The sequence below is a fragment of the Idiomarina sp. X4 genome, from assembly GCF_002808045.1.
GTDB lineage: Bacteria > Pseudomonadota > Gammaproteobacteria > Enterobacterales > Alteromonadaceae > Idiomarina.
Genome location: NZ_CP025000.1, coordinates 1996156 through 2021581, shown reverse-complemented (window position 1 = coordinate 2021581; position 25426 = coordinate 1996156). Strand labels below are relative to the sequence as shown.

24 protein-coding genes, 6 tRNA genes and 1 other annotated feature (1 of these 31 cut by a window edge) are annotated in these 25426 nt (G+C 48.1%); of the genes, 19 read left to right on the top strand and 11 right to left on the bottom strand.

Features of this window, described 5'->3' with window-relative positions:
- Positions 1-78, top strand: a sequence feature (Trp leader region); it begins 27 nt to the left of the window's first position.
- Positions 79-131: 53 nt separating this feature from the next.
- The 13 genes from CWC33_RS09790 to CWC33_RS09730 all read left to right on the top strand — a co-directional run bounded on the left by CWC33_RS09790 (position 132) and on the right by CWC33_RS09730 (position 12704).
- Entirely contained in the window at positions 132-1760 is a 1629-nt protein-coding gene (locus CWC33_RS09790; RefSeq protein WP_100691768.1) for an anthranilate synthase component 1, read from the top strand.
- Positions 1757-2389 (top strand): anthranilate synthase component II, encoded by a 633-nt coding sequence (locus CWC33_RS09785; RefSeq protein WP_100691767.1) that lies wholly within the window; start codon positions 1757-1759, stop codon positions 2387-2389. The genes CWC33_RS09790 and CWC33_RS09785 overlap by 4 nt, the downstream gene beginning before the upstream one ends.
- Positions 2386-3399, top strand: a complete 1014-nt coding sequence (gene trpD, locus CWC33_RS09780) for an anthranilate phosphoribosyltransferase (protein WP_100691766.1) — start codon at positions 2386-2388, stop codon at positions 3397-3399. The genes CWC33_RS09785 and trpD overlap by 4 nt, the downstream gene beginning before the upstream one ends.
- The gene (gene trpCF / locus CWC33_RS09775; RefSeq protein WP_100691765.1) at positions 3392-4843 is read left to right on the top strand and encodes a bifunctional indole-3-glycerol-phosphate synthase TrpC/phosphoribosylanthranilate isomerase TrpF; all 1452 of its coding nucleotides are present in this window, start codon (positions 3392-3394) and stop codon (positions 4841-4843) included. Before trpD ends, trpCF begins: the two co-directional genes overlap by 8 nt.
- A complete protein-coding gene (trpB, locus tag CWC33_RS09770; protein ID WP_100691764.1) occupies positions 4840-6051 on the top strand; it encodes a tryptophan synthase subunit beta in 1212 nt (403 codons plus the stop codon). The genes trpCF and trpB overlap by 4 nt, the downstream gene beginning before the upstream one ends.
- Positions 6048-6857, top strand: a complete 810-nt coding sequence (trpA, locus tag CWC33_RS09765; protein ID WP_100691763.1) for a tryptophan synthase subunit alpha — start codon at positions 6048-6050, stop codon at positions 6855-6857. Before trpB ends, trpA begins: the two co-directional genes overlap by 4 nt.
- 19 nt (positions 6858-6876) lie before the next feature.
- The gene (locus tag CWC33_RS09760; protein ID WP_100691762.1) at positions 6877-7419 is read left to right on the top strand and encodes an inner membrane-spanning protein YciB; all 543 of its coding nucleotides are present in this window, start codon (positions 6877-6879) and stop codon (positions 7417-7419) included.
- The gene (locus CWC33_RS09755) at positions 7419-7721 is read left to right on the top strand and encodes a YciI family protein (protein ID WP_088767807.1); all 303 of its coding nucleotides are present in this window, start codon (positions 7419-7421) and stop codon (positions 7719-7721) included. Before CWC33_RS09760 ends, CWC33_RS09755 begins: the two co-directional genes overlap by 1 nt.
- Before the next feature lie 15 nt (positions 7722-7736).
- A complete protein-coding gene (locus CWC33_RS09750) occupies positions 7737-8597 on the top strand; it encodes an alpha/beta hydrolase family protein (protein ID WP_232709785.1) in 861 nt (286 codons plus the stop codon).
- 39 nt (positions 8598-8636) lie between these two features.
- The gene (locus CWC33_RS09745; protein ID WP_100691761.1) at positions 8637-9902 is read left to right on the top strand and encodes an MgtC/SapB family protein; all 1266 of its coding nucleotides are present in this window, start codon (positions 8637-8639) and stop codon (positions 9900-9902) included.
- 10 nt (positions 9903-9912) lie between these two features.
- Positions 9913-10875 (top strand): threo-3-hydroxy-L-aspartate ammonia-lyase, encoded by a 963-nt coding sequence (locus CWC33_RS09740; protein ID WP_100691760.1) that lies wholly within the window; start codon positions 9913-9915, stop codon positions 10873-10875.
- Positions 10876-10891: 16 nt separating this feature from the next.
- Positions 10892-12016: a DSD1 family PLP-dependent enzyme gene (locus CWC33_RS09735; protein WP_100691759.1), complete on the top strand. Its 1125-nt coding sequence runs from the start codon at positions 10892-10894 to the stop codon at positions 12014-12016.
- 73 nt (positions 12017-12089) lie between these two features.
- Entirely contained in the window at positions 12090-12704 is a 615-nt protein-coding gene (locus CWC33_RS09730) for a thiol:disulfide interchange protein DsbA/DsbL (protein WP_100691758.1), read from the top strand.
- Between the two features lie 14 nt (positions 12705-12718).
- Here the strand turns inward: CWC33_RS09730 and CWC33_RS09725 are convergent, their stop codons facing one another.
- The 4 genes from CWC33_RS09725 to CWC33_RS09710 all read right to left on the bottom strand — a co-directional run bounded on the left by CWC33_RS09725 (position 12719) and on the right by CWC33_RS09710 (position 17289).
- Positions 12719-13126: a septal ring lytic transglycosylase RlpA family protein gene (locus CWC33_RS09725; RefSeq protein WP_100691757.1), complete on the bottom strand. Its 408-nt coding sequence runs from the start codon at positions 13124-13126 to the stop codon at positions 12719-12721.
- 64 nt (positions 13127-13190) lie between these two features.
- On the bottom strand, positions 13191-14081 hold the full coding sequence (locus CWC33_RS09720; RefSeq protein WP_100691756.1) for a TIGR01777 family oxidoreductase: 891 nt from the start codon (positions 14079-14081) through the stop codon (positions 13191-13193).
- 33 nt (positions 14082-14114) lie between these two features.
- Entirely contained in the window at positions 14115-16619 is a 2505-nt protein-coding gene (locus CWC33_RS09715; protein ID WP_100691755.1) for an ABC transporter permease, read from the bottom strand.
- A complete protein-coding gene (locus CWC33_RS09710) occupies positions 16609-17289 on the bottom strand; it encodes an ABC transporter ATP-binding protein (protein WP_100691754.1) in 681 nt (226 codons plus the stop codon). The genes CWC33_RS09715 and CWC33_RS09710 overlap by 11 nt, the downstream gene beginning before the upstream one ends.
- Positions 17290-17292: 3 nt before the next feature.
- Between CWC33_RS09710 and CWC33_RS09705 the strand changes: the two genes are divergently transcribed.
- The gene (locus tag CWC33_RS09705) at positions 17293-17910 is read left to right on the top strand and encodes an arylesterase (protein WP_100691753.1); all 618 of its coding nucleotides are present in this window, start codon (positions 17293-17295) and stop codon (positions 17908-17910) included.
- 46 nt (positions 17911-17956) lie between these two features.
- Here CWC33_RS09705 and CWC33_RS09700 read toward each other — a convergent pair.
- From CWC33_RS09700 to gltX, 6 genes are all read right to left on the bottom strand, one after another.
- Positions 17957-18032, bottom strand: a tRNA-Glu gene (locus CWC33_RS09700).
- 41 nt (positions 18033-18073) lie between these two features.
- A tRNA-Glu gene (locus CWC33_RS09695) sits at positions 18074-18149 on the bottom strand.
- A 31-nt stretch (positions 18150-18180) separates the two neighbouring features.
- A tRNA-Glu gene (locus CWC33_RS09690) sits at positions 18181-18256 on the bottom strand.
- A 47-nt stretch (positions 18257-18303) separates the two neighbouring features.
- Positions 18304-18379: transfer RNA gene (locus CWC33_RS09685), tRNA-Ala, on the bottom strand.
- 135 nt (positions 18380-18514) lie between these two features.
- Positions 18515-19171 (bottom strand): carbonate dehydratase, encoded by a 657-nt coding sequence (gene can / locus CWC33_RS09680; RefSeq protein WP_100691752.1) that lies wholly within the window; start codon positions 19169-19171, stop codon positions 18515-18517.
- A 30-nt stretch (positions 19172-19201) separates the two neighbouring features.
- Complete coding sequence (gltX, locus tag CWC33_RS09675; RefSeq protein ID WP_100691751.1) at positions 19202-20608, bottom strand: glutamate--tRNA ligase; 1407 nt, start codon at positions 20606-20608, stop codon at positions 19202-19204.
- A 192-nt stretch (positions 20609-20800) separates the two neighbouring features.
- Here gltX and CWC33_RS09670 point away from each other — a divergent pair.
- Both CWC33_RS09670 and CWC33_RS09665 read left to right on the top strand, forming a co-directional pair.
- A tRNA-Val gene (locus CWC33_RS09670) sits at positions 20801-20876 on the top strand.
- Between the two features lie 36 nt (positions 20877-20912).
- Positions 20913-20988, top strand: a tRNA-Val gene (locus CWC33_RS09665).
- A gap of 14 nt (positions 20989-21002) precedes the next feature.
- Here CWC33_RS09665 and CWC33_RS09660 read toward each other — a convergent pair.
- Entirely contained in the window at positions 21003-21872 is an 870-nt protein-coding gene (locus tag CWC33_RS09660) for a LysR family transcriptional regulator (RefSeq protein WP_100691750.1), read from the bottom strand.
- A 125-nt stretch (positions 21873-21997) separates the two neighbouring features.
- Between CWC33_RS09660 and CWC33_RS09655 the strand changes: the two genes are divergently transcribed.
- The 3 genes from CWC33_RS09655 to CWC33_RS09645 all read left to right on the top strand — a co-directional run bounded on the left by CWC33_RS09655 (position 21998) and on the right by CWC33_RS09645 (position 25374).
- Positions 21998-23116 carry an S-(hydroxymethyl)glutathione dehydrogenase/class III alcohol dehydrogenase gene (locus tag CWC33_RS09655; RefSeq protein ID WP_100691749.1) on the top strand — a complete coding sequence of 373 codons (1119 nt, stop codon included), beginning with the start codon at positions 21998-22000 and terminating at the stop codon, positions 23114-23116.
- Positions 23117-23127: 11 nt separating this feature from the next.
- Positions 23128-23964 (top strand): S-formylglutathione hydrolase, encoded by an 837-nt coding sequence (gene fghA, locus CWC33_RS09650; protein WP_100691748.1) that lies wholly within the window; start codon positions 23128-23130, stop codon positions 23962-23964.
- Positions 23965-24093: 129 nt separating this feature from the next.
- Positions 24094-25374 carry an acetyl-CoA hydrolase/transferase family protein gene (locus tag CWC33_RS09645; protein ID WP_100691747.1) on the top strand — a complete coding sequence of 427 codons (1281 nt, stop codon included), beginning with the start codon at positions 24094-24096 and terminating at the stop codon, positions 25372-25374.
- The last annotated feature ends 52 nt before the right edge of the window (positions 25375-25426 follow it).

Below are 25426 nucleotides of genomic sequence, written 5' to 3'. Positions count from 1 at the left end.
GAGCGGGTGGTGTAGTTGTGCGTGTAACGTAAATAGCTTCACTTTGAAAAACCCGCTCCTTTGAGCGGGTTTTTTTATTGCCGTTTCACTGGAGCAGGTTTAAAAATCAACAAGAAAAAACGAGGTCTGAGGTGAACAACCTGACAACTGAACAAGACGGCAATTTAGAGACGCTGAGAGTGTCACTGCCTTATCAAGCGGAACCGCTACAGGTTTACCAAAATACCTGCCATGCCAATGGTGCCCATTTATTGCTTGATTCGGCTGACATTGGTACCAAACAACAAGTCAAAAGCTTATTGCTGATTGATGCCGCGTTGCAGCTTACCTGTAACGAGCAACAAGTGACTATTCAGGCGCTGACAGACAATGGTAACGCCCTGCTTCCATGGATTCAGAAAAAACTGGAGGACTGCGCGGCAATCACCACTATTAAGGATGGTTTAGTCGCAGATTTTACTGCTGCTGGAAACACGACGAGGGACGTGCCAATCGATGAAGATTCACGGCTTCGCCAAATCAGCAATATGGAGCCATTACGCATTCTGCAGCAGCAATTAATCAAAGCAAACGACACAGCACAGCAGCATCCATTTTCAGTGTTTCTCGGTGGTGCGTTTGCCTATGACTTTGTCGCCAGCTACGAGCCGTTACCACAGGTTGAAGAAGGTGAAAACGACTGCCCTGATTACGTTTTTTACTTAGCTGAAACCCTGCTCATTATTGATCATCAAGCGCAAACCACCGAGCTACTTGGCAGTGTTTTTGGGGGCACAGACCGTGATAAGCGTTACCAGGCCATGAGTCAGCGTGTTGGTGAACTAGCGGCTCGCTGCCAGTTGCCGGCAATAACACCCAAACCACTGCCGATTGACGTTGAAGTAACCGCAACACCCTCGGCTGACGAGTTTGCTTACATTGTTACTCAACTGAAAAAGAACATTGTCGCTGGGGATATTTTCCAGGTAGTGCCATCGCGCCGATTTAAAATGCCCTGCCCGGAACCTCTGGCTGCCTATAATCAGCTAAAGAAAAACAACCCGTCACCTTATATGTTCTTCATGAGCCACCCGGACTTCTCTCTGTTCGGCGCCTCACCAGAGTCAGCTCTAAAATACCAAAAAGAAGCAAACGAAGTTGAACTCTACCCTATCGCCGGTACGCGCCCACGGGGAAAAAATGCCGATGGCAGCATTAACCCAGATCTAGACAGCCGTATGGAGTTAGAATTAAGACTTGACCAAAAAGAGCTGGCTGAACATTTGATGTTGGTGGACTTAGCTCGTAACGACCTGGCGCGTATTAGTGAAACCGGCAGCCGTTATGTCGCCGACTTACTGCAAGTGGACCGTTACTCACAGGTCATGCATTTAGTGTCACGCGTTGTGGCGAAGTTAAGAGACGACTGCGACGCTTTGCACGCTTACCGGGCTTGCATGAATATGGGCACGTTAGTTGGAGCTCCCAAAGTCAGCGCCGCGACGTTAATTCGTCAGGTTGAAAAGCAGCGTCGCGGGAGTTATGGCGGTGCGGTTGGCTATTTGGCAGGAAATGGCGACATGGACACTTGCATTGTGATTCGCTCAGCCTTCGTTAAAAACGGTGAAGCGATAGTTCAAGCTGGCGCTGGTGTCGTGCATGACTCAAATCCTGACAGCGAAGTTGCTGAAACGGAAGGCAAAGCCAAAGCGGTAATTTTGGCGATTCAGCAGGCGCATTCAGTTCAGCAAGATAAAGCTCAACAAGGAGTGCAATCATGACGCAACCGATTCGTATTGTACTCATTGATAACGTCGACTCATTTTCTTACAACCTGGTTGATGAGCTTCGTCAGCTAGGTTACCCGCTGGTGGTCTACCGTAATCAGCTGGCCGCTGCAAACGTCATTAAACAACTGGAGAGTTATCAAGGCCAACAACTGGTCTGTCTGTCTCCGGGACCGGGTCACCCTGCCAACGCGGGAAACTTAATGGATATTGTTCGCTTTTGCAGCGGTCGTATTCCTATGTTGGGAATTTGCTTAGGGTTTCAGGCCTTGGTTGAGCTCTATGGAGGCCGAGTAGATACCTGTGGCGAAATTGTTCACGGCAAAACTGCGGTCATCGATACCATCGAACATGCTGTATTTACCAACGCAACCGACAACAACCAATGTGTTGTCGCTCGTTATCATTCGTTAAGTGGTTACGATCTGCCAGAAAGCGTAAAAATCATTGCGCAAATTAACGGGCCCGAAGGCACCATTCCTATGGCTGCAGAGTTTATCGATGGACAAAACCACAGCGACGCTGTTGGTTTTCAATTTCACCCCGAGTCGTTATTAACGCCAAAGGGAAAGCAATTACTCAGTAACAGCATTCACTATTTATTGGAAGGAGCAAAGCCATGAAGGCCCTACAAACTCTGATGTCCGGTGCGTCTCTGACGCAAGATCAAACCCGTGAGTTTTTTCAGCGCCTGATTAAAGGCGAGCTCAACGACACTCAAGTCACTGCTGCTTTGATAGCCATGAAAATGCGTGGGGAAACACCTGCAGAACTAGCCGGGGCTGCGGAGGCCATACTATCCGCCGCTAAGCCTTTTATACGACCGGACACAACGGTTATTGACAGTTGCGGTACCGGTGGCGATGGCAGTAACACCATTAATATCTCGACTACCGCCGCTTTGGTGGCAGCCAGTATGGGACTGGCGGTTGCCAAACACGGTAATCGTAGCGTTTCCTCGCGTTCAGGGTCTGCTGACGTTTTAGAGTCGTTAAAACTGCGCGTCAATTTAGATCCGTCTGACGCTTCTTCGCAACTGGCAGATAACGGTTTTTGCTTTCTGTTTGCGCCGCACTACCACCCGGGTATTAAACACGCGATGCCGGTAAGGCAAACCTTAAAAACACGCACGCTGTTTAATTTAATCGGGCCGCTGGTGAATCCGGCACGCCCTGACGCACAGCTTCTGGGGGTTTACAGTGACGAATGGGTACAACCTATGGCTGAAACCCTGCAAAGACTGGGCGTAAAGCGGGCTATGGTTGTCCACGGTAGTGGTCTGGACGAATTGGCTCTGCACGGACCGACCCGAGTTATTGAATTGCGCGACGGTGAACTTAATGAATATCAGGTCGAGCCCACTGACTTTGGTGTTCCTTCTGCGCCGTTGAGCGAATTAAGAGGCGGTGATGCAGACTTTAATGCACGCATACTCGAAGATATTTTGGCCGGCGGCGGCAGTCCGGCTCAGCGCCACTCAGTTGCCATGAATGTTGCCGCCTTGCTGTATTTAAGCGGACAATATAACGATATGAAAGCAGCCACTGCGGCGACGCTTGAACATTTGGACACAGGACAGGCGCTATTGCACTTACGCCGCGTTCAGGACGCTCAGGAGACGTATCATGTCTAATGCGATATCACTGCAAAAAAACGTATTGAAAACCATTGTGGAACGCAAAGTTGAGCAAAACAAAGTTCAGTCTGAACTTATGCCTTTGAGTGACTTAAAAACGCAATTAACGCCCAGCGACAGAAGCTTATATGAAGCTTTGTGCGGTAAGCAGGCGGGCTTTATTCTGGAGTGCAAAAAGGCGTCGCCGTCGAAAGGTCTCATTCGTGCCGATTTTGATGCCCCTGAGCTGGCAAAAGCTTATGCACCCTATGCAGCGGCCATTTCAGTTCTGACTGAGCCCGAGTTTTTTCAGGGGCGTTTGGATTACCTGACCGCCGTACGTCAGCAGGTAAAACAGCCAGTGCTGTGCAAAGACTTCTTTATTGATGAAGAACAGGTTTACCGTGCTCGCTACTTTGGCGCTGACGCTATTTTGTTAATGCTATCAGTACTTAATGACGAGCAATACAGTGGCCTCCGCAACGTTGCGGAGGCACTTAACATGGATGTACTGACTGAGGTCGCTAACGAGGATGAAATGCAGCGCGCCGCGCGATTGGACGCCAAGATTATTGGCATTAACCACCGCGACTTAACCGATTTAAGCATTGACCCGAATCGTAGCGCTAAATTGGCATCGTTAGCTCCGCAGAAAGCGTTATTAGTCGCTGAGTCAGGCTTTTCAACACATGCAGACATTCGCCGGGTTGCCCCTTTCGTTAATGGCTTTTTAGTCGGCAGTGCGTTGAGTGCGCAACCCAATGTCGATTTAGCCTGTCGGGAACTGCTTTTTGGGCAAAACAAAGTCTGTGGTTTAACTCGTGCAGAAGATGCCATTAATGCGCGTTCACAAGGCGCAGCCTACGGCGGCTTGATCTTTGTCGAACATTCTCCTCGTTATATTAACGTCGAGCAGGCTCAGCAAATCACTTCTGAAGTCAACGGCCTGAATTACGTTGGCGTATTTGCTGACACCGCCTTGCAGAAAGTTATTGACGTTGTTTCTAAGGTCGGTTTGTCAGTGATTCAATTGCATGGGCACGAAGACATCGATTACGTCGTGCAACTACGTCAGCAACTTCGTGAGCAAGGACTTAGCGCTGTAAGAATATGGAAGGCGCTGGCTATTGAGACACCCGCTCAGTTACCCGATTTACCCATCGATGGCTTTGTACTGGATAATCGTAAAGGCGGTAGTGGCCAGACATTTGATTGGTCATTATTAGAAGGCTTAACGCCTGCGGAACGTCAACGTTGCTTGCTCGCTGGCGGCATCGGCCCTGAAAGTATTGACGAAGCTGTCACCCTTGGCTTTGTCGGCGTCGATATGAATTCACGCGTGGAATGGGCTCCGGGCATTAAAAATGCCTCAAAAGTATCGCAAACATTCATGAAGATTCGCCAATATGGGCGATTTTCAGATCAACAAGTTTCTAAACGCATTCAACAGGAGGCTGTATGAGTCAGTCATTACCCGCTTATTTTGGCGATTTCGGCGGCCAGTTCGTTCCTGAAATCTTATTACCGGCGCTTGAGCAGCTCGAGCAAGCTTTTATTGACGCGCAGCAAGACGAAGAGTTTCAGGCTGAGTTTCGGGGGTTACTGAAAAACTATCTTGGCAGACCAACCCCGTTAAGTTTATGCCGTAATTTGCCGCTTGAGAGCCCAAACAACACTAAAATTTATTTAAAACGTGAAGACTTACTTCACGGTGGAGCCCACAAAACCAACCAAGTGCTGGGGCAGGCACTGCTTGCAAAACGTATGGGCAAAACACGTATTATTGCGGAAACCGGTGCCGGTCAGCACGGTACTGCCACAGCACTTGCCTGCGCCCTGCTCGATTTAGAGTGCATTATTTACATGGGCAAGAAGGACGCTGAGCGCCAGCAACCCAATGTCTTTCGCATGGAGCTAATGGGCGCAAAAGTAGTGTCCGTCGATACCGGCAGCGGCACCTTAAAAGACGCGGTTAACGAAGCTTTGCGCGATTGGACGGCTAGCTACCCTAATACTCATTATTTATTGGGAACCGCGGCCGGTGCACACCCCTTCCCGACTATTGTGCGCGAATTCCATCGCATGATAGGTGAAGAAGCAAAAGCTCAAATTAAAGAGCAGGCCGGGCGCTTACCGGACGAGGTTATTGCCTGCGTTGGCGGCGGTTCTAATGCAATCGGCATGTTTGCGGACTTTATTGACGAAGAAGGTGTTGACTTGGTCGGCGTTGAGCCTGCGGGTAAAGGCGTCGAAACCTCGCATCACGGTGCGACGCTTACTGCGGGCAAACCCGGTATCTTACACGGATGCCTCTCATTCCTAATGCAGGACACCGAAGGGCAAATTGAAGAATCCTATTCCGTTTCTGCCGGCCTGGACTACCCGGGTGTTGGCCCGCAGCACGCACACTTGAAAGCTATTGGTCGCGCTCGCTATGAGTCGGTGACTGATGAAGAAGCCTTAGAGGCTTTTAAACTATTGTCGCGTCATGAAGGTATTATTCCGGCTCTGGAGTCAGCTCATGCATTAGCTTATGCATTAAAACGCGCCGCCGAGCCTGACGCTCCTGAAATTCTGCTTATTAATTTATCGGGGCGTGGTGACAAAGACATTGATCATGTTCGTCGTATTTTTAGTGCCCAGGAACACGCTACGGAGAGACAACAATGAGCCGGTATGAAACTTGTTTTGCACGATTAAAAGCCGATAACCAAGGCGCTTTTGTTCCTTTCGTTACAATTGGCGATCCGAACCCCGATCAAAGTCTTGAAGTCATAAAGGCGCTTATCGACGGTGGAGCTGATGCTTTGGAGCTGGGTTTGCCGTTTTCCGACCCCGTCGCCGACGGACCTGTGATTCAGCGTGCTAACTTACGTGCGCTGGATGCAGAGACTAACTTTAGTGATATTTTAAAGCTTTTAAAAGCTGTTCGCGACTACTCAGCGCAAATACCAATAGGTTTACTGGTTTATGCGAATTTGATATACGCTAAAGGTGTTCGCGAGTTTTACCAACAAATGAAAGATGTTGGAGTCGATTCAGTACTTATTGCTGACGTTCCAACCAAAGAAGCGAAACGCTTCGCTGAAATAGCACGGGAAATTGGTATTGAGGCTGTCTTTATCGCCCCACCCGATGCTAGCGACACATTACTGCAAACCATTGCAAAGCAGTGCTCAGGCTATGTGTATTTACTGAGCCGCTCTGGGGTTACCGGTGCTGAGACACAAATGCAGGCCCCCGCTTCAGAAATTATCGACAAGTTAAAAAACGCCGGAGCGCCTCCTATTTTGCTCGGCTTCGGAATCTCACAACCGGAGCACGTCGAAAAGGCTCTGACTGCGGGAGCCGATGGTGCCATTAGCGGCTCGGCTGTGGTTGCGATTATTGAGAAAAACCTCGACAATAACGCGCAACAGATAGCGGACTTAAAAGCGTTTACCCAAAGCATGAAAGCCGCCACATCGCTGAAGTAAAGACAAACCGGAGTAGTAAATGGCCCTGTTATTAGAATATATACCGATAATCGCCTTTTTTGTGTTCTACAAACTGGCGGACATTTATGTCGCAACCGGTGTTTTAATGGCAGGGACAATCGTTCAGTTAATCGGGCTCAAGTTAATTAGCCACCCTATGACAACCCGGCACTGGGTTTTGCCCTTAGTTGTCATTGGTTTCGGCTCACTGACTCTGCTTCTGCATGATGACTGGTTCATAAAGATGAAAGTGTCAGTGATATATGGTGCTATAGCGCTTTTCCTGGCTGGCAGCTTACTTCTGAAAAAGAAAAACCCTATTCAGTCAATTCGTGGGAAAAACATTGATTTACCTGACTTCGTTTGGATCCGACTGACCTATTCATGGATTGTTTATTGCCTTTTTCTTGCAGCTATTAACCTCTACATTGCTGAGTTTTTGAGCCAAGAAGTTTGGGTCAACTTCAAAGTCTTTGGAATTTTAATTGCAACATTTTTGTTTATTTTGGGCACTGAAATTTATATAAACAAATATGCGGAAGATGAGGAGAACACACAATAATGTGGTTCGTTATTTTTGCAGAAGATCACCCGGACTCACTGGAGGCGCGTAAGCGAGCGCGCCCCGCTCATCTTGAGCGACTCAAAGCATTGCAAAACGATGGTCGTTTGTTAGTTGCAGGTCCATGTCCAGCGATAGCCGAACTTGACCCGGGCGTACTCGGTTATACCGGTTCTGTCGTCATTGCGGAGTTCGACACATTACAAGACGCTGAACAATGGGCAAATGACGACCCATACTGGGAAGCAGGTGTCTATAAACAAGCTTCGGTAAAACCCTATATCGCTGCGCTTCCAAACTAACCCGCTATTGTCGTTATGTCGAAAAACATGAAGAGTATCGAGCTCAAGGACAATAATCGCTACTTACACTGTGTAAGGTTGGAGCCACAAACCGAAATTAAGGCCACTGTCGTCATAGCTGCCGCCCTTGGCGTAAAACAACGTTTCTACCAACCCATTGCGCGTTGGCTGAGTGAACAGGGCTATCGGGTCATTACTTTCGACTACTACGGCATTGGTCAGTCCGTCGATAAACCATTAAAACAGATCAAGTCTGACATTATTGAATGGGCCGAGTTAGATATTAAGTCAGTGCTCGACTACGCCCAGTCCTGCCAGCAAGGTGAGCCTTTAATATGGCTGGCGCATAGCCTGGGCGGTCAAATTGTTGGTCTAGCTCCAAACAGTGACTGTATCGACAAAATGGTCACAGTTGCCAGTGGCACGGGTTACTGGTTAAAGGCTAGCAAACAAGTTCGCTGGACATCCTGGTTGTTGTGGTATTTTGCCGCTCCTATCAGTACGCCCATAGCCGGCTACTTCCCCGGTAAACGCTTGAACATGGTGGGTGATATGCCTGCGCCAGCCATGATGCAATGGAGCCGTTGGTGCCGCAGCAAAGATTATCTATTTGACAACATCTCCGCCGAACAACAAGAGCGTTACGACCGCTTTTCAGCACCTATTCGCGCATTCCATATTACCGACGACGAGCTACTCCAGCGCTCAAATATTGAGAGTTTACTGAGTCACTACCCAAATGCCGAAAAGTCGTTAACGGACTTAACCCCCGACATGACTAACAGCAAAGGCATTGGTCACTTCAACTTCTTCCGTAGTCAATTTAAAGAATCACTTTGGCGTAAAAGCTTGCTAGACGCCCTAGAGGTCAATTAAAGTCTTTGTATTGACGAAATAATCAGGGACTCTTAGATCGTGCATTATCAAATGGAAATGGCACTTTCATTACTGGCAGCGCTTGCTTTAGGTTTGATGATAGGCATTGAGCGAGGTTGGTCGGGTCGTGACAGCGAAGAAGGAGCTCGCGTTGCCGGGGTGCGCACGTTTAGCCTTATTGGTTTAAGTGGGGGTGTTTTCGCCATACTCGCCCAACAATGGGGTGCATGGCTCATTATTACCGGCTTTGTTGTTGTCGCCATTCTTATTGCGGCTTCATACATCAGCCACAGTAAGCTTTCAGACGACGCTGGCATCACCACTGAGTTTTCTATGTTGCTGACTTTCGCGTTAGCTATTTGGGGCGCCTCTGGCGATCCACTACCGGCTCTAAGCTGCGGAGCTGTCGTCGTTGCTCTTTTGGGCCATAAGAAAAACTTACATAAATTACTCAAACGTATTTCTCCTAAGGCCTTTTATTCTGGCATTACCTTACTGCTTATTTCCGTGGTGGTGCTACCACTGCTGCCCGACGAAGGGTACGGTCCATGGCAAGCGCTAAACCCTTACTGGCTATGGTGGATGGTGGTGTTAATCTCCGGGCTGTCATTTATTGGTTACTTATTTACCCAACTGCTCGGCGAAAAGAGAGGCACGCTCATTACCGCAATAGCCGGAGGCTTTGCGTCGTCCACCGCCGTTACTCTGACCATGGCCCGCTTTGCTAAAAGAAACTCTCACACCGCTATTTATGTGAGCGGCATGTTACTGGCTTGCAGCATTATGTTTCCGCGAGTGCTGATAGAAGTCTTTGTTGTCAATCATCAACTTCTGGGAATACTCTGGCCCTCGATTACGCTCATGTTTTTAGGGGCGCTGGTCGTGATGGTGATGATATACCGCCAGCAAAAGCAGAAGGCTCCCTCAAATGCCTCTGATATCACTATTAATAATCCATTACAGTTAGGTACCGCCATACAGTTTGGCGTGCTTTTGGCCGTTATCTTGTTATTGTCAGAGGCCATGAAGCAGTGGTTTGGCGACGCGGGTATCTACAGCCTGGCTATTATTTCAGGCTTAATGGACGTCGACGCTATTACGTTATCGCTTTCCCGATCGGCTCAGAATGAACTGTCTCCGGAAGTGGCTGTTATGGGCATCATCCTGGCCTGCGCCAGTAATACCCTACTGAAAGGCATTATGTTTGCATCTGTTGCCGGCATAAAGCTGCATTATAAATACGCCGTTTACATGACTTTGGCCATCGTTCCCGGACTGCTTTACGGCTTCTTGAACGTACTTTAAAGGAGGAGTTTTGCTATTACTACCTAGTTTTGATGATGTCGCTGCCGCCGCTGAGCGTATTCGCCCATACGCCCATAAGACTCCTGTGTTGACGTCACGCACAGCAAATAAAAAGCTAGGGGCTGAGCTTTTCTTTAAATGTGAAAACTTCCAACGTATGGGCGCGTTTAAATTTCGCGGCGCCATGAATGCGCTACTGCAGTTTGATGAAGCGCAGAAGAAAGCCGGTGTCATTGCATTTTCCTCGGGGAATCACGCACAAGCGATAACCTTAGCGGCTCAGTTGCTCGATATTAAAGCGACCATCATCATGCCAGAAGACGCGCCAAAGTCGAAGGTGAACGCGACCCGCGGCTACGGCGCTGAAATTATTCATTATGATCGTTACACAGAGAACCGTGAAAAAATAGGCAGAGAGCTCGCTGAGGAGCACGGTTATACGCTCATACCGCCTTACGACCATCCGCATATTTTGTCAGGGCAAGGCACTGCCGCAAAAGAGCTGTTTGAAGAAGTAGGAGAACTTGACGCACTATTTGTGTGTTTAGGTGGCGGCGGTTTGCTATCCGGCTGCGCGTTAGCAGCGCGCCATTTCGCACCTGACTGCAAGGTTTACGGTGTCGAACCGGCAGCCGGAAACGACGGTCAGCAGTCGTTCCGAAAAGGTGAAATTGTTCGTATTGAAACACCCAAAACCATCGCTGATGGCGCTCAAACACAGTATTTGGGCGAATATACTTTTCCCATCATTCAAGATAATGTCGACGATATTCTAACCGTCAACGATTACAGCTTAATTGAGTCCATGCGCTTTTTCGCTGAACGAATGAAGATGGTTGTTGAACCGACGGGATGCCTCGGCTTCGCTGCTGTAGAGCAACTTAAAGATGAGCTGCGGGGCAAACGTGTTGGCGTTATCATTAGCGGTGGCAATGTCGATATAAGCCACTATGCAGAACTCTTAAGCTCTTAAAAAGTAGGATGATTAAATGACAGTACCCCAGTGGATAGATACCCTCGATACGCCTTATTTGCTGATTGATGAAACCATTCTAAAACGCAATATCGCGCATTTAAAAACTCGAGTTGAATCACTGGGAAGTCACTTACGCCCTCACTTGAAAACTTTGCGAACGTTAGAGGCTGCCGATTACTTACTTGCGGATAAAACCAGACCCGCGACAGTATCAACGCTGGCAGAAGCGGAAGCCTACGCAAAAGCTGGCTACACCGACCTACTTTACGCCGTAGGCATTGCACCGGCAAAACTGAGCCGCGTCGCTCAACTGCGTAAGCGCGGTATTAACCTTCATATCCTGCTCGATAATATAGCGCAGGCAAAGGCAGTAAGTGACTTTGCACAAAAACACCAACAAGACTTCTCTGTTTTTATTGAAATAGACAGTGATGATCACCGTGGCGGTATTAAGCCCGAAGCACCTGAGCTTATTGATATTGCGCAGCAACTTGGTCACAACTTTACCGGACTTATGACCCATGCAGGTGGCTCATACGGTTGTCATACCCCAGACGCTTTAAAAGCATTCGCTAAACGAGAGTGTGATGCGGTTCGCATTGCCAAAAGCAGATTAGAAGCATCTGGCATTCATTGCTCAATAACCAGCGTTGGATCAACACCAACCGCTCATTATGGAGAAGACTTTAGTGACATTACAGAGGTGCGCGCTGGCGTTTACACTACCTTTGACTTAGTAATGAAAAATATCGGCGTGTGCGACTTTTCTGACATAGCCATGTCGGTAGTGACAACTGTCATCGGGCACAACAAAGAGAAAGGCTGGGTACTGACAGACAGCGGTTGGATGGCACTGTCACGTGATCGCGGTACCGCGAGCCAGGATGAGGATTTTGGCTACGGACAAGTCTGTAAAGTAGACGGTTCTCTGCTGGAAGGCTTACGCGTTAACAGCACATCGCAAGAGCACGGCGTTATCGAATTAAACGACGTTTACCAACTAGACGACTTTCCCGTTGGCTCGCAATTGCGCATATTGCCCAACCACGCCTGTGCAACCGCCGCCATGCATCCGCTTTACCACGTACTAATGAGTGATGGTTCACATAACACCTGGCAACGCATTATGGGTTGGTAAGCCCCCAATTGTACTTCTGCGGATTAGCTGTAATACTCACTACCAACAAAAATAAAAAGAAACGGAGTTCACTATGTTAGTCAGAATAGCAGCATTAATTTGTGCTCTATGCATAGCAGCAGCAATACAAGCTAAAGAGTTTTCCGAGAATGAGCACTACGAAGTTCTGGATGGTCCTGCTTCAAAAGAACCTGAAGTTATTGAATATTTCTCATTTTATTGCATGGCCTGTTATCGTTTCGAGCCTCTCGCAAAAGAGTTGGCATCGACTTATCCCAGTGCTTTCAAAAAGTCACATACTTCAGGGTTGAGTCCTAAACCTGGCATGGGCAGAAAAATGACCCAAGCATATGCACTTGCCTTAATGTTGAACAAAGAGCAGGCCATTAGCGAACGCATTTTTAAGCAGCAATTCGGGCAACGTCAGTCAATTGATACACAGGACAAGCTCAAAGACATCTTTGTTCAAGCCGGAGTTTCTGAACAGGACTTTGAGCGTGGCTATAACAGCTTTTCCGTTATGGCTCGCGCAAAACAAATGGACAAAGACGCCCGCGATAAAAACATTACCGGCACACCAACGCTAATAGTGAATGGCAAATACAAAATTCTGATCAATGGATTCCGCGAAAGCGATGATCTTGTCGGTGATTTAAAGCTCGCCATTGAGCAGTTAATGAACAAGTAAGTTGCCAAATAAGGTTACTGAACCACTTCAGTAGTCACTTCAATAATCCCGGCATCCAAGTCGGCGATTTCGCCAAAGGCAGAGCGCGATAGGTCGATGATTCTGCCGTCAATAAAGGGGCCTCGATCATTAATTTTAACCACGACGCTTTTATTGTTAGCGATATTGGTGACTCGAACTTTGGTGCCAAATGGCAAGGTTCTGTGAGCGGCGGTGTCTGCGAAGTGGTTATACCGCTCACCGCTGGCGGTGGTCCTGAATTGGTATTTCATGGCGTAATAAGACGCCTTTCCTGACTCTTGTTTACCAATTAAGTTACCGGGACTCTTCGCCGGAATGGAGCTACAGCCACTCAGCACCAGCATCAATAAACTGGTGCCGAACATGAGTTTTTTAACGGAGTGTGTGTTTTTTGTTTTCATTCCTTAATCTTACTGAGTTCCGAAAACCCTGTCTGTTAAGGAAATAAAAAGACGTCGTAAAGATTTAAACACTCACCTGAAAAGCTTCGCGCACGGTTGGATACTTGAATTCAAAGCCATGGTTCCGCAGTTTGTCCGGCACCACAGCTTGCCCTTCAAGCAACATCGACGACATTTCACCCAAGCCAAGCTTAAGCACAAATGCGGGGACTCTCATAAAGTGTGGTTTATTCAATACCGACGCCAAAGTACGGCTAAAGGCTTCATTGGTAACCGGCCCCGGAGCGGTCATGTTAACGGGGCCCGATAAATTGTCGTGCTGCAGTAAATACTGGATGGCCCGAACCATGTCCTCAAGTTGTATCCAGGACATCATTTGCTTACCTTCACCTAAAGGTCCGCCTAAACCGATTTTGTATGGAAGGATCATTCTCGCTAACGCACCTTCACCTTTTGCCAGCACCACGCCTGTGCGAAGCAATACAACGCGAGTGCCCTTTTCAGCCGCTAAAGCCCTACGCTCCCACTCCTGACACAACGTCACCGCGAAGTCCGTGTGCTCGGGCTTGCCCTCTTCGTTGACAGGCTCTGAGTCTCTCGGGCCATAATAGCCAATCGCAGAGCCACTCAGAAACACCTTAGGCGGAGCTTCTGCAGCATTCATTAAGGAAGCTATCTTTTCTGTAACTTGCCAACGACTGTCTTTTAACGCTTGCTTACGAGAGTCACTCCAGCGTTTGTCAGCAATACCCTCACCCTGCAAATTGATAACCGCATCAAATTGGCCGATATCCGCCACCTCGTCCACTGAGGATAATAAACTAACATCGTCGCCCAACAGCTTCCTGGCTCGCTCTTTGTCGCGTGTGGTGACCGTGAACTTATGATCACTGCGGTATTTGCGAATAAACGCAGAGCCAATTAGGCCTGTACCTCCCGTCATCAAAATCTTCATCGGTCACCTCCTGAGTCAGTCACTGGCGCAAACTTACGCGAGCTTGCGGATAAGTTGCGCTGTATTGCGTTTAATTAGGCGATAACATGACAAACGACCTAAAATAGCCACTACCAAAGCACCGCAAAGTGGTCCTACAAGCCATAGTTTCCAATGGATTACCGGCATCATGTTAAATACTTGGTTTTGCAATATGAACAAGGATATTTCCATCGCCAGTGTGGCTATTAATCCGCTAATAGCACCCAACACCAAAAACTCGTAAGTAATGCTACGACTCAATAATTTACCGGGCGCACCCAGCGTCCGCAGAATCACAAGTTCTTTCTGCCGTTCTTCCATGCTCGCCTGAACCTGTGCAACCAAGACCAGTGAACCAGCGATTATCACGAGAACCAACACAAACACTATCGCCAGACTTACTTGCCCAATCACCTCACGTATCTGATCAATCATCGCATCCAGATCAATCAACGACGTTTGTGGGAAAGGCTTAAAGAGTTCATAAAGCTCACTCTTGCGCTCTTCGCCTAACCTAAAGCTGGTGATATATGTCGCCGGAAAGTCTTCCAATGTCGAGGTGTTGAATATCATGTAAAAGTTCGGCTGCAGCGTGTTCCAGTCGGCTTTTCGCAAACTGGTCACCGGCACTGTAAACTCCTGCCCACCTAAATTAAAGCGTAGTTCATCACCCACTTTAATATCCAGTCGTTCTGACACATTTAGCTCAACAGACACCTGAGGTTTTGCGTCATCGCCCCACCACTCACCGGCTGTTAGCTCGTTGTTAGGTGGTAAGGTATCGCGCCATGTCAGCGACAGCTCCCGACCAATGCCCTCGCGTCCTTCTGCTTCGTCGTCTTCACGATCTTCCTTGGTCACTTCGTCATGAAGTTTTTCACCATTAATATGAGTTAAACGCCCCGGCACGATAGGGTAGAGATCAGTCGACGGAATATTTTCACGCTCGAACATTGCCTGCATATCATCAACATTGTCCTGGGCAATATTAATGGCAAAGTAGTTCGGAGCGTCTGCTGGTAACTGTCGTTTCCAGTCTTCCAGTAAGTCGTTGCGTAAAACAATCACTAATAACAGCAACATAATAGCTGTTGAGAAGCTCAGCATTTGTACGCTGTTTTGCGCGGCTCTTCGCTGCAAACCTGCCATTGCGAGGCGCCAGCTGCTACCAGCCTGCATCCCCGCCTTGCGGCTTGCCGTAATAAATAAACGCCCCAGCCCCAGTAAAATGACTGCTGCGACGGCTCCCCCCGCGAACAAAGCCGTCGAGAGCCACCACTGCTGACTGTAAATTACCAGCAGTGCGTAAATGGTTCCGCCACTCAATACCCACTGCAACCAACGAATAGCGTTACCCGCGGTTAACTGACGGTGCAATACACGCAATGGCGGAATCGCCACCAAGCGAAACAGCGGATACAAAGTAAACATAACAGCACTGATAACACCGGTTGCTGCCGCCAGTGCGTATGGTTGCCAACCGGATTGCGGTAAGGTTGCGTCAAGCTTTTGAGAGACCCACTCAATCACAAAGTACTGAATAGCCCAGCCCAGCAACATACCAATAGCAACACTCACTGCGGTTAATAACAGCAAGTGCAGAATGAAAATACGGCGTATTTGTTTTTTATCAGCCCCTAAGGTTTTAAAAATAGCGACCACATCATAGTTTCGCTGGCAATAACGCTGCGCTGCTACTGCCACCGCTGTTGCGGCCAGTACCACACCGAGCAGGCTTGCCAGCATCATAAAGCGCTCAGCTCGATTTAAAGAACGCGATAACGGGCTATCACCATCTTCAATACTACGCCAACTGTGGGTGTCGTCATTGAGTCGAGGTAACAGCCAGTCTTCGTAAGCATCAATAGCGCCTGGTTCTCCAGCCATTAGTACGTTAAAACGCACACGGCTACCCGGTTGAATGAGCCCCGTTTCTTCTAGCTGAGAATGGCGAATAATGACATTTGGGCTGTCAGTAAAGACCGAGAAACCGACATCAGGCTCGTAAGTGACGACTTTAGTCACCTTAAAGCTGCTGTTGCCCACTTCAATTGAGTCGCCAATGTCTAACTGCAGTGCCTGAAACAACTGCGATGCAACCCAAGCCTCACCTTCGGCGGGAAGTCCTTCAGCCACATACCCTTGCCCAAACGGCTGGTCTGCGATTTCTAGCTCACCTCGTAATGGGTAACCGTCACTGACCGCTTTGACATCCACCAGGGTCATATTCTCGCCAGAAAACGCCATGGAGTTGAACACGACTTTCCAAGCCGTTTGGAGTTTCATTTGTCCGGCTTGATCCAGCCATTCCTGGGGTATGTCACGACGTGAGCTCAAAACACGATCCGCGGCTAAGAATTCACTGCTGCGTTCAGTCAGTCCGGCTTGTAGGCGGTCACTGAAAATAGAAAGAGACAACACGGCGGTAACCGACAAGATAATTGCCAGCGCCATAATTGTCAGCTCACCTCGTTTCAGCTCCTGCTTAAGCAAACGAAACGAAATTTTATGCCACATCCTGTGTCGCCTCCGATAACTGCCCAGCTTCCATTTGCAGCACGCGCTGACAACGTTTCGCTAACTGTTGGTCATGCGTCACCATTATTAATGTTGTGCCATAGTCTTTGTTGAGGTCGAATAGTAATTCTTCGACCTTACCACCGGTTTTAGCATCAAGATTACCGGTAGGTTCATCGGCAAACAGAATTTTTGGCTGACCGACAAACGCACGCGCAATAGCAACCCGTTGCTGTTCACCGCCTGACAGCTGGTTTGGGTAATGGTGCCAGCGATCTTCCAGCCCAACTTTGGCTAATAGTTCGCGGGCTTCTTTCTCTGCGCCTTTATGACCCGCCAGTTCAGCGGGTAACATGACGTTTTCCAGAGCACTTAAACTTGGCACCAATAGGAACGACTGAAAAATAAAGCCAACTTTATCAGCACGAACTTTCGCGCGCTGCTCTTCATCCAATTCGCTCAGTTTTTCGTTCTCTATAAGAACCTCTCCGGAGGATGCGAGGTCTAACCCCGCAAGCAGCGACAGCAACGTTGATTTGCCAGAGCCTGACGCACCAACAATGGCAACAGTCTCGCCGGCATTGATACTGACGTTAATTGGCTGCAGAATCTGTAATGGACCCTCAGAGGTGTCTACGGTTTTTTCCAGTTGTTGAGCTTGAATGAGCATAAAATGAAAAACTTCCTTTTGAAAACGTGTCTATTTTTATCACTGTTGCTAGTTATACGCAGTGTTTCCGCAAATGTCTCACTTGTCGTTTTAGGTGACAGCCTAAGCGCCGGTTACGGACTTTCTCAGGAGCAAACCTGGGTGGCCGAACTCGACCGTCGCTGGAACAGCTCTCACCCCGATATTAACATCATAAACGCCAGTATTAGTGGCGAGACCACTCGTGGTGGTTTAAGCCGCTTAGAAGGCGTTTTAGAGCGTCACCAACCCGACGCATTATTTATTGAATTAGGTGGCAACGATGGTCTTAGAGGGTTTGACCTCAACACAGTTCGGTCAAACTTGAAACAAATGATCGATAAAGCGCAGCAACAAGGCGTTAAAGTAGCGTTGAGCCAGGTTATGGTACCACCCAACTATGGTCAGAGATTCGCCGAACAGTTTCGACAAGTTTTTGAAGAAGTTGCGAAAGAAGAAGGCGTTAAACTCGTGCCGTTCTTTATGGAGAAAATAGCGACTAACCCAGACTATGTGCAGAACGATGGCATTCACCCCACCGCGGAAGCCCAGCCCAAAATCGCTGACTTCTTAGAACCCTATTTACTCGAGCTGACAAAATAAAGGCACAAAAAAACCGCCTTCGGGCGGTTAGTGTATTGTCCTTAAATGGCGTCCCCTAGGGGATTCGAACCCCTGTTACCGCCGTGAAAGGGCGGTGTCCTAGGCCTCTAGACGAAGGGGACCCTGGACTGTTTGATGTGCGTTGTGAACCTCTTAAAAGAGATGGCGTCCCCTAGGGGATTCGAACCCCTGTTACCGCCGTGAAAGGGCGGTGTCCTAGGCCTCTAGACGAAGGGGACGCAATAATCACTTTGCATCACAGTATTTGAATGGCGTCCCCTAGGGGATTCGAACCCCTGTTACCGCCGTGAAAGGGCGGTGTCCTAGGCCTCTAGACGAAGGGGACGCAACCAAATACTTTTTACTACTGTCGGTGCTCTACCGAAAACAACGTGGTGGAGCTAAGCGGGATCGAACCGCTGACCTCTTGCATGCCATGCAAGCGCTCTCCCAGCTGAGCTATAGCCCCGCACCTGGCAATCACAGACTGCCTTGACAGCGGGGCGCATTCTATTTCGAGCGGCGCTAATGTGTCAACTATTTTTTGAAAAAATAAGACTGTTTGGCTGTTTTTATGGCAGTTTGTTCAGTTATTCATCAAAAACTATTTTTTCAAGCCGTCCGGCAGTTTTTGGTGATAAACATGATACACCTCTTCCAACCCTTCCCGACTTGAAACAGACACATTCATGTCATTCACTAAACCGTTATCCAAACGATAAACCCAACCATGTAACGTAAGAGGCTGTTCTCTATCCCAGGCTTCCTGAACAACATTAGTTTTAGCTAGATTTTTTACCTGCTCTATGACATTCAATTCGCACAAACGATCAACTTTTTGAGAGTCTTCCAGAACAGCTATTTCATCGGCATGCTCGCGGTAAACATCGCGAATCGGATACAGCCAGTGGTCAACCAACCCATGGGGCTTTGATTCCATAGCAGCTTTGACACCGCCGCAGCCATAATGCCCCACGACTAGTACGTGTCGAACCTTCAACGTTTCAATAGCAAACTGAATCACAGACAGGCAGTTAAAATCTGTCTGAATAACCTGGTTTGCCACATTTCTGTGCACGAATAACTCGCCAGGATCCATACCAACAATCTGATTCGCCGGCACTCGACTATCAGAGCAGCCAATCCATAAGTACTCTGGAGCTTGCTGCCCTACCAAACGTTTAAAGAAGTCAGGGTCTCTTTGGATCTGCTCTTCCGCCCACGCTTTATTGTTTTCAATCAAATGCTTAATGTCTGGCATGATGTATCCTAAAGCCGTTTTAACGCAATGTTACGCACTCTCACGCTGAGCTATAAATTCTAAAGCAAGGTCAATTCGCGCCAAAACGGTTTTTGGGGGTATTAATTCCAGGGTTTCACCTAACGAAGGAGAGTTACCTCCACCGGTAGCGGCTACCCTTAAAGGCATACCTACTTTACCCATTCCGACATCCAAATCAGCGGCCGTTTGATTAATTGCGGCCTGAATCGTATCAGCATTCCAGTCGTTCACTGCTCCAAGCAGTTCTTTTGCTTTTAATAAAGGCTCTTTCGCCACAGGACGTAAATGCTTCTTCGCCGCCTTCTCTTCAAATTCGTCGACTGATTCGTAGAAATAACGACTAATGGCAGCCATTTCTTTCAGAGTTTTCACTCGGTCGGCCTGCAACGCAACCACTTTCTCAAGAGCAGGACCGTTGCTGGTATCCACGCCAATTTGGTCAAACTGCCACCGCAGTTGTGGCGCCACTTTTTCAGCCGGCAGCGTTTTCATATAGTGCTGATTTAGCCAGTTCAGCTTTTCGGTATTAAAGGCAGATGCTGCTTTATTCACATCATCCAGTTTGAAGTATTCAATGAGTTCTTCGCGACTGAATATTTCCTGATCACCATGAGACCAACCCAGGCGCGCTAAGTAGTTAACGACCGCTTCAGGTACATAACCGTCATCACGGTATTGCATGACACTGACCGCGCCGTGACGTTTAGAAAGCTTTTTACCGTCGTCACCTAAAATCATGGAAACGTGTGCATATTCTGGTACAGGCGCCCCTAGAGCTTTAAGGATATTAATCTGGCGCGGTGTGTTGTTAATGTGGTCTTCACCACGAACAACATGCGTAATATCCATGTCCCAGTCATCTACGACAACACAGAAGTTATAGGTCGGCGTGCCATCGGTTCGGGCAATGATCAAATCATCCAGCTCAGTATTCGCAAATTCAATACGCCCGCGAATGTGATCATCGAAAACCACGCTACCTTCTTGCGGGTTACGAAAACGAATCACGTATTTGTCACCGCCAACGTTAGGATTATCACGGCAATGACCGTCGTAGCGAGGCTTTTCACCGGCTGCCATTTGCTCTTCACGCATTTTTTCCAAACGCTCGGCAGAACAATAGCACTTGTAAGCTTTATCTTCTTCCAAAAGCTTATCAATAAGCTCTTTGTAGCGGTCAAAACGTTGAGTTTGATAATAAGGACCACGATCCCAGTTCAACCCTAGCCATTCCATGCCTTCTAAAATTGCATCAATAGCAGGCTGTGTTGAGCGCTCACGGTCGGTGTCTTCAATACGTAATACGAACTCACCGCCTTGTGCCTTGGCAACTAACCAAGAATATAAAGCGGTACGAGCACCACCGACATGCAAATAACCTGTTGGACTGGGAGCAAAACGCGTTACCACACTCATGTTTTTTCCTTTCATTTAAACCGGTCAAAATAATGGCGGCAAGTTTATCAAGACTGAGCGCTCAGCGCATCTGCTAATCGAAATGATTAAAATGTCAGCAAACAACACAAAGTTCGCAATTTTTATTTGACAGTTTTTATCTGATCCCTATAATGCCTCCTCGCAACGACGCAGAAGTGTCACAGTGAGAATGGTTGCTTAGCTCAGTTGGGAGAGCATCGCCCTTACAAGGCGAGGGTCACTGGTTCGAGCCCAGTAGCAACCACCACTTCTCTTCTTCCCCTTAGTTGCAGACCTTCAGGATGGTTGCTTAGCTCAGTTGGGAGAGCATCGCCCTTACAAGGCGAGGGTCACTGGTTCGAGCCCAGTAGCAACCACCATTTTTTATTCCTGCTCATTTCAGATTTTCAAGCAAATAATCTAACAAAACTCTGACTTTCGGAATCACTTGCCTGTTTTCAGGATACAGCGCCCAAATACCGTCGTCTTCTTGTCTAAATTGTCCCAAAACCTCTTTCAGTTGACCGGTTTCCAGTGCCTCTGTCACGTAGTAATCAGGTAGCATCGCTAGACCCAAGCCTTTTATCGCTGCATCTCTTAGCGCCAAGCCGTTGTTACAATGCAAATAAAGCTCAGGTCGGAAAGTTTCAGATCGCCCTTCTACCTCAAAACGCCACTGTTTAACCGTGCCCGTAAAACAACGATGAGCTTCCAGTTCATTTATCGTGTTAGGCTCTCCAAAGCTTTTAAAATAACTCGGTGCGCCTACAACATAGTGGCGACGAGTTCCCAACTTACGCGCCCTTAATCTTGGGTTACCCAGTTGCCCTAAACGTATCGCCACATCATAACTACCTTCGATTAGGTCGACCTGTTCGTTGGTCAATTGCAGATCAAGCCGACAGTCTTCATAAACTTGTAGAAAGTTATTTAAAAGTGGTGCTATAAAACGTTCACCATAATAGACAGGCGCAGTAATTCTAATAAGTCCCTGAGGTTGTTGTGTGCGCTGCTGAATGGCCTGATCGGCATCCCTCAAGCTGGCGACTAAATGCTGGCAGTGCGGCAGATATAGCTCCCCTTCTTCTGTTAAGCTGACACTGCGGGTCGACCGGTAAAGCAGTTGCATATGCAGTCGACTCTCCAGCGCAGCTATATTCCGACTGACCTGTGCGACAGACAGACCTAACTCCTGCGCTGCTGCGGTAAAGCTCTGCCGTTCAGCGACAGCGGCAAACTCACTAATTCCCTGCCAAGCTTTCATTTCAACCTATTATTTCATTTATGAAAAAGTAATTTGTATAAACATAAGATTACCTGCTTATGAGAAAAAGTTAAACTTAGGCTACGCTTTTACGTAATTAAATTAACTGTCTAAAAGGAAACATCATGGAAACAATTAAGTCACGCGCTATGGTTGCCTGGGGTCCGGGCGAGCCACTCAAAGAAGAAGTTATTGATGTTGCACCACCAAAGAAAGGTGAGGTACGTGTTCGTATTATCGCAACCGGTGTCTGCCATACTGATGCCTACACTTTGTCGGGTAAAGATCCGGAAGGTATTTTCCCGTCAGTATTAGGTCACGAAGGTGGCGGTATTGTTGAGTCTGTCGGCGAAGGTGTCACTTCCGTTGAGGTGGGAGACCATGTCATTCCCCTGTACACGGCAGAATGTGGTGAATGTAAGTTCTGTACCTCGGGTAAAACTAACCTGTGTCAGGCAGTCCGTGCCACTCAGGGTAAAGGCTTAATGCCGGACGGCACCAGCCGTTTCTCTAAAGACGGCGAGACTATTTATCACTACATGGGCACTTCAACGTTCTCTGAATATACCGTTCTACCTGAAATTTCACTGGCTAAAATCCCTAAAGAAGCACCATTAGAAAAGGTCTGCTTATTGGGGTGTGGCGTTACTACCGGCATGGGTGCAGTTAAAAACACAGCCAAGGTTCAGGAAGGCGATACCGTTGCCGTATTTGGTCTGGGCGGTATTGGTCTGGCCGTTATTATTGGTGCGGTACAAGCTAAAGCTTCCCGCATTATTGCCATTGATGTGAACGACGACAAACAGAAAATTGCCAAAGAGCTAGGCGCGACTGACTTTGTGAACCCAACCGAATACGACAAACCTATTCAGGAAGTCATTGTTGACATGACTGATGGCGGCGTCGACTTCTCATTCGAATGTATTGGTAATGTTGATGTTATGCGCGCCGCACTTGAGTGCTGTCACAAAGGCTGGGGCGAATCCGTTATTATTGGTGTTGCCGGTGCCGGTGAAGAAATCTCTACCCGCCCGTTCCAGCTGGTGACAGGTCGCGTATGGCGCGGCAGTGCTTTTGGGGGCGTGAAAGGTCGTACCGAACTGCCTGACTATGTTAAACAATACATGGACGGTAAGTTTGACTTAGATACCTTTATTACTCATACCATGTCATTAGAAGACATTAATAAAGCGTTCGATTTAATGCACGAAGGCAAATCGATTCGTTCAGTTATTCATTATTAATGGAGTCTTTAATGAAACAAGTTAGCGAAACCCGCTGTTTTGGCGGTCGTCAGCTGCGCTTTGAACATGACTCTGAAGTACTGAACTGCGCTATGCAGTTCAGTGTCTTTTTGCCATTGCGCGCAGAAAAAACGGAAGTGCCATCGGTTTATTTTCTATCGGGACTCACCTGCACTGATGAAAACTTTTCTACAAAAGCCGGCGCGCAGCGTGTCGCCACAGAGCTTGGTATTGCCTTAATTATTCCCGATACCAGCCCACGTGGAGACAACGTAGCCGACGATGCCGACGGCGCTTATGATTTAGGCTTAGGCGCTGGCTTTTACCTTAATGCCACTCAAGAGCCATGGAAGTCGAATTATCAAATGTACGACTACATTGTGAAGGAGCTTCCGGAATTGGTTGAATCGGAGCTGCCGGTTAGCGACAAGCGCGCCATTGCCGGTCACTCGATGGGCGGGCACGGTGCTTTGGTTATTGGTTTACGTAACAGTGACCGTTACACCAGTATTTCCGCGTTTTCACCCATTACCAACCCAACGCAATGCCCCTGGGGAGAAAAAGCCTTTAGCGCTTACTTGGGCAATGATCGCGAACAATGGAAGCAATACGATGCCGTTGAGATCATTAAATCTAAAGGACAGACACTCCCCATTCGGGTTGATCAGGGCTTAGCTGACGGTTTTTTAGAAGAGCAGTTAAAACCGGAGAATTTAAAAAACGCCATTAACGAAGCCAACGGCGGCGGTACCGTTCATTTACACGATGGCTATGACCACAGTTATTACTTCATCTCGTCATTTATTGAAGCTCAGCTTCGCTTCCATGCGAAGTATTTAAACGCGTAACATGCCGCCGACGTAGCCTGACATTTATGTCAGGCTACGTAGGTATTACTTACTGGGTAAATACCCTCACACGTAAAGCGGTTATACTTCTGATCTCGCTCAATACTTCTCGCTAGAAAGGAAGCCGTAATGAAAGTTAATTCAGCTGCAGAAGCGCTCTCGATTATTAACGATGGTGATGTTATTTGGTGTCAGTCAATGGCGGCCACACCCTATAAATTACTTGAAGGTCTGAAAGAAGTCGCAAAACAACGAAAAGAGCTAACACTACTGCAACTGCACACAGAGTACAGTGAAATACTATGCGACCCGGAGCTTAAAGGGCACCTTCGCCAACGTGCTTTCTTTGTCGGCGCCTCAACCCGGCAGGCCGTTAATCAGGGACTCGCCGACTATGTCCCTATTTTCCTTTCAGAAATTCCCAAGTTATTTCGCTCAGGCGAACAGCCTCTGGATGCGGCTATCGTTCAGGTATCACCACCGGATAAACATGGCAATTGCAGCTTAGGGATTTCGGTTGAAGCAACTCGGGCGGCATTGCAAGTGGCAAAAAAAGTGGTTGCCTGGATAAACCCAAATATGCCTCGCACCCACGGTGACGCCTTGGTTTCATTAAAACGGTTTGATCGTTATTTCGAGGAAGCTGCCCCTATTCCACTACATCAACAACCGCCACAAAACCCTATTACACAAAAAATTGGTGAGCGCGTTGCTGGCCTCATTGACGACGGTGACTGCTTACAAATGGGCATTGGTGCCATACCCGATGCGACGCTAGCTTGCCTGCACCATCATAAAGATTTGGGCATTCACACCGAAATGTTCTCTGACGGGGTATTGCCCTTAGTTGAGCGTGGCGTCATAAACAATAGCCGTAAGCGTAAGCACCGTGGCCGCATTGTCACCACTTTCGCGATGGGCACTCAGGCACTTTATGACTTTGTTGATGATAACCAGGAAGTGTTTTTCCTCGATGTTGAGTATACCAATGACACCTCGGTTATTCGCCAGAATAAACAAGTTATGTCTATAAACAGTGCTTTGCAGGTCGACCTAAGCGGACAAGTCTGCGCTGACTCTATTGGCACGAAAATATACTCAGGCGTCGGTGGTCAAATGGACTTTGTGCGCGGCGCCAGCTTATCGGAAGGCGGGCGCTCAGTGATTGCTCTGCCCTCAACGGCCTGTGGAGGAACCGTATCACGCATTAGTTCATTACTTGCTCCGGGCGCCGGCGTGGTCACCACCCGCGCCCACGTTCATTACATTGTCACTGAGCATGGCGTGGCTAACTTACGCGCTAAGAGCATGAGTGAACGGGCGCGCGAGCTGATCCATATTGCCGACCCGAAATTTCGTGAGGAACTGGCAAAAGCGGCTTATGACGACTGGGGATTGAACATAACTTAGTTAACTGTTAACCGATTACGCGGATGCCCACTCGACGGAGTTAACACTCTAT